Source organism: Pseudomonas onubensis (assembly GCF_965653655.1).
GTDB lineage: Bacteria > Pseudomonadota > Gammaproteobacteria > Pseudomonadales > Pseudomonadaceae > Aquipseudomonas.
The window spans coordinates 1-3923 of record NZ_CBFHAZ010000185.1; the positions used below are offsets into that span (position 1 = coordinate 1).

A 3923-nucleotide genomic window follows, 5' to 3' on the forward strand; every position below is an offset into this window, starting at 1 on the left:
GTATTAATATCACGCATAAGAACGCCGGTTTGTTAGATGTGTTTGCTCGCACGAACATCATCAACCAAATCGGCGTTCTTGTTTCTGTGTTTCCCGGGATTCCGTGAAGAACCTTTTTTTTGTGGCTTTTGTGGCGAGGGAGCTTGCTCCCGCTCGGCTGCGTAGCAGTCGCAGGCATTTTTGGGGGCGCTTCGCACCCCAGCGCAAGCAAGCTTGCTCGCCACACATGCCAGCCCTGTATCTACATCAGTGAGCCTTCCATCACCCCGATTGCAGAAATCCCCTTCGCGGCCGATAACACACATATAGCACTTAGCCTTCATCCTCTCTTGTCAGTGCGTGCTGCATGATGCAACCTTGCCGCAGGTGACAGTAAAGAGGGCGTGAGCCCGGCGCCGTGCGCATCTTCCCAAGCGAGTTTCCCCCATGAAAAGCCAACCCGATGTCGCCCGTATGGCGGCCGAGGTAGTGACGCAATTACCGGTGCCTTCGCGCCTCGGTATGCTGCGTTTCGAGCGGCTTAATGAGGCAAGCTGGGCGCTTTTGTACCTGGACCCCAATTGCGAGCGCCAATTCGGCCTGCCGGCGGTGGAACTGTGTGCCTTGATCGGCAGCCCTTATGCCAGCCTGATGGAACCCCTGGCGCGCTATCAACTGCACGACACCATCCAGCAGCAACTGGCCCATAGCCCGCATTACCTGGTGCGCTACACCCTGCACACCAACGACGGGCCTTTGAGCCTGCTGGAAATGGGCGAGGCGTATAAACAACACAATCGCCACCTGTTGCGCGGCTACCTGATGGTGGTCGACGGCCTGTTCAGCGAAATCCCCGCCGCCGCCCCGACCGCCGACCTGGAAAACCAGAACAGCCGTCTGCAGATCGCCCTGGAGCTCAACCAGCGTGCCCAGCAGGAACAGCTGCAACACCTTGAACGGGTACGCGCCCAACAGGAGCTGATCCTGCTGCTGGCGCGCCAGCGCTACACCACGCCGAATTCGCTGCAAGAAGCCGCCGAGTTGATCACTCGCAGTGCCTGCGATATCTACCAGATCGACTGCGCCAGCATCTGGAACCTCGAAGGCCAGCGCCTGGTGCCGATCTCGGCCTACCACCGCGACGACCAGCAGCACCACTTGCCCGAAGCGATTGACGCCAGCGGCTTCCCGGATTACCTCGAAGCCCTGCATTCAAGCCGCGCCATTGACGCCACCCACGCGATGCGCGACCCGCGCACCCGGGAAATGGCCGAGAGCCTGCGCGCCAAGGATGTCCACGCCATGCTCGACGCCAGTATCCGCGTGGATGGCCAGGTGGTCGGTGTGTTGTGCCTGGAGCAAAGTGGCAGCTCGCGTGCCTGGCAGTCGGATGAGATCGCCTTTGCCGGTGAATTGGCAGACCAGTTTGCGCAAGTGATCAACAACCACAACCGCCGCACCGCCACCAGCGCCCTGCACTTGTTCCAGCGTGCAGTCGAGCAAAGCGCCAACGCGTTTTTGCTGGTCAATTGCGACGGCGTGGTGGAGTACGTCAACCCAAGCTTTACCGCGATCACCCAGTACAGCGCCGAAGAAGTCCACGGCCATCGCCTGGCGCAGTTGCCGGCCCTGGAAAACCTCAGTGAGCTGCTGTTCGACGCACCGTCGAGCCTGGCCAAGAGCAACAGCTGGCAAGGCGAGTTCAAGAGCCGGCGCAAAAACCTGGAACCCTATTGGGGCCAGCTGTCGATCTCCAAGGTGTATGGCGACAACCGTGAGTTGACCCACTACATCGGCATCTACGAAGACATCACCCAGACCAAGCTCGCGCAGCAGCGTATCGAGCGCCTGGCCTACACCGACAACCTGACCAACCTGGGCAACCGCCCGGCGTTTATCCGCAACCTTGATGAACGCTTCGCCCGAGACAGCGACAGCCCGATCAGCCTGCTGCTGGTGGACATCGACAACTTCAAGCGGATCAACGACAGCCTCGGCCACCAGACCGGTGACAAACTGCTGATCAGCCTGGCCCGGCGCCTGCGCAACAGCCTGAGTGCTGGCGGCAGCCTAGCGCGGTTTGCCAGTAACGAATTTGCGGTGTTGCTGGACGACACCGACCTTGAGACCGGCCAACAGGTGGCCAGCCAATTGCTGACCACCCTCGACAAGCCGATGTTCGTCGACAACCAGTTGATCAGCGTCACCGGCTCCGTGGGCCTGGCCTGCGCGCCGCTGCACGGCCGCGACCCGCAAACCCTGATGCGTAACGCCGGCTTGGCGCTGCACAAGGCCAAGGCCAACGGCAAGCATCAGGTGCAGGTCTTCACCGAGGCGTTGAATGCCGAAGCCAGTTACAAGCTGTTCGTGGAAAACAACCTGCGCCGCGCCCTGACCCAAAACGAGCTGGACGTGTTCTACCAGCCCAAGCTGTGCCTGCGCAGCGGCCGCTTGCTGGGCATGGAAGCGCTGCTGCGCTGGAACCACCCGGAAAAGGGCATGATCCGCCCCGACCAGTTCATCAGCGTGGCCGAAGAAACCGGGTTGATCATCCCCATCGGCAAATGGATCGCGCGCCAGGCCTGCCGCATGAGCAAGCAGTTGAGCGCAGGCGGCATGGGGAATCTGCAGGTGGCAATCAACCTGTCGCCCAAGCAGTTCTCCGACCCGGACCTGGTGGCGTCGATCGCCACCATCCTCAAGGAAGAACAACTGCCGGCCAACCTGCTGGAGCTGGAGCTGACCGAGGGCTTGCTGCTGGAAGCCACCGAAGACACGCGCCTGCAACTGGACCAGTTGAAGAGCTTCGGCCTGACCCTGGCCATGGACGACTTCGGCACCGGTTACTCGTCGCTGAGCTACCTGAAAAAATTCCCTATCGACATCATCAAGATCGATCGCAGCTTTATCCACGAAATCCCGGACAACCAGGACGACATGGAAATCACCTCGGCGGTCATCGCCATGGCCCACAACCTCAAGCTCAAGGTGGTGGCCGAGGGCATCGAGACGGCCGAACAGTTGGCGTTCCTGCGCCGCCACCGCTGCGATGTGGGCCAGGGTTACCTGTTCGACCGGCCGATCCCCGGCGCAGAGCTGCTGGAAAAGCTTAAACGCTACCCGCGCGGGCCAATCGCCTGACAGCGCTGTAACACTCGGGCACACTGGCGGTCTGTCTTAATACATAACTCAATCTGACTGAGAGGACTGATCATGGCCTTGCGCTCGGAAATTCTGGTGAACAAAAACGTGCTGCCGACTCAAGAACAAGCTTTGCCTGGCCGTGAAACGCCGATGAACCTGCCAGAAACTCACTTCGTCAACGGCAACCCGCTGCTGGGCCCCTTTGTCGACAACGTGGAGTTCGCGATCTTCGGCCTCGGGTGCTTCTGGGGTGCGGAACGACGGTTCTGGCAGCACGACGGCGTGGTCAGCACCGTGGTCGGTTACGCCGGCGGCTACACGCCGAACCCGACCTACGAAGAAGTCTGCTCGGGCCTCACCGGCCACAGCGAAGTGGTACTGGTTGTGTTTGACCAGGACAAGATCAGCTATGAAAAATTGCTGAAAATGTTCTGGGAATTGCACAACCCGACCCAGGGCATGCGCCAGGGCAACGATATCGGCACCCAATACCGCTCGGTGATCTACGCGGTGAAACCTGAGCATCTGGAGGCGGCCAAGGCCAGCGCCGATGCCTATCAGGCGGAGTTGACCAAGGCGGGCCTGGGTGTGATCACCACGGAAATCGAAGAAGCCCCGACGGTGTATTTCGCCGAGGCGTACCACCAGCAGTACCTGGCGAAGAACCCGCAAGGCTATTGCGGAATCGGCGGTACCGGCGTGACCTGCCCGATCTAAGCACAGCGCAGAAAAAAAATGTGGGAGCGGGCTTGCTCGCGAATGCGGTGGGTCAGTCAACACATGTGTGACTGATGTACCGC

At 60.5% G+C, this 3923-nt stretch carries 2 protein-coding genes; both read left to right on the top strand.

All coding sequences use genetic code 11. The features are described from left to right. Positions 1 to 426: 426 nt before the first annotated feature. Positions 427 to 3120: a putative bifunctional diguanylate cyclase/phosphodiesterase gene (locus tag ACTD9P_RS29370; protein WP_438870385.1), complete on the top strand. Its 2694-nt coding sequence runs from the start codon at positions 427 to 429 to the stop codon at positions 3118 to 3120. A 72-nt stretch (positions 3121 to 3192) separates the two neighbouring features. Beyond that, a complete protein-coding gene (msrA, locus tag ACTD9P_RS29375; RefSeq protein ID WP_438870386.1) occupies positions 3193 to 3840 on the top strand; it encodes a peptide-methionine (S)-S-oxide reductase MsrA in 648 nt (215 codons plus the stop codon). Positions 3841 to 3923 lie beyond the last annotated feature (83 nt).

What these genes read in the sequence shown, in the direction of transcription:
- ACTD9P_RS29370 (WP_438870385.1), top strand. Translation starts at nt 427, where the DNA reads ATGAAAAGCCAACCCGATGTCGCCCGTATGGCGGCCGAGGTAGTGACG.
- msrA (WP_438870386.1), top strand. Translation starts at nt 3,193, where the DNA reads ATGGCCTTGCGCTCGGAAATTCTGGTGAACAAAAACGTGCTGCCGACT.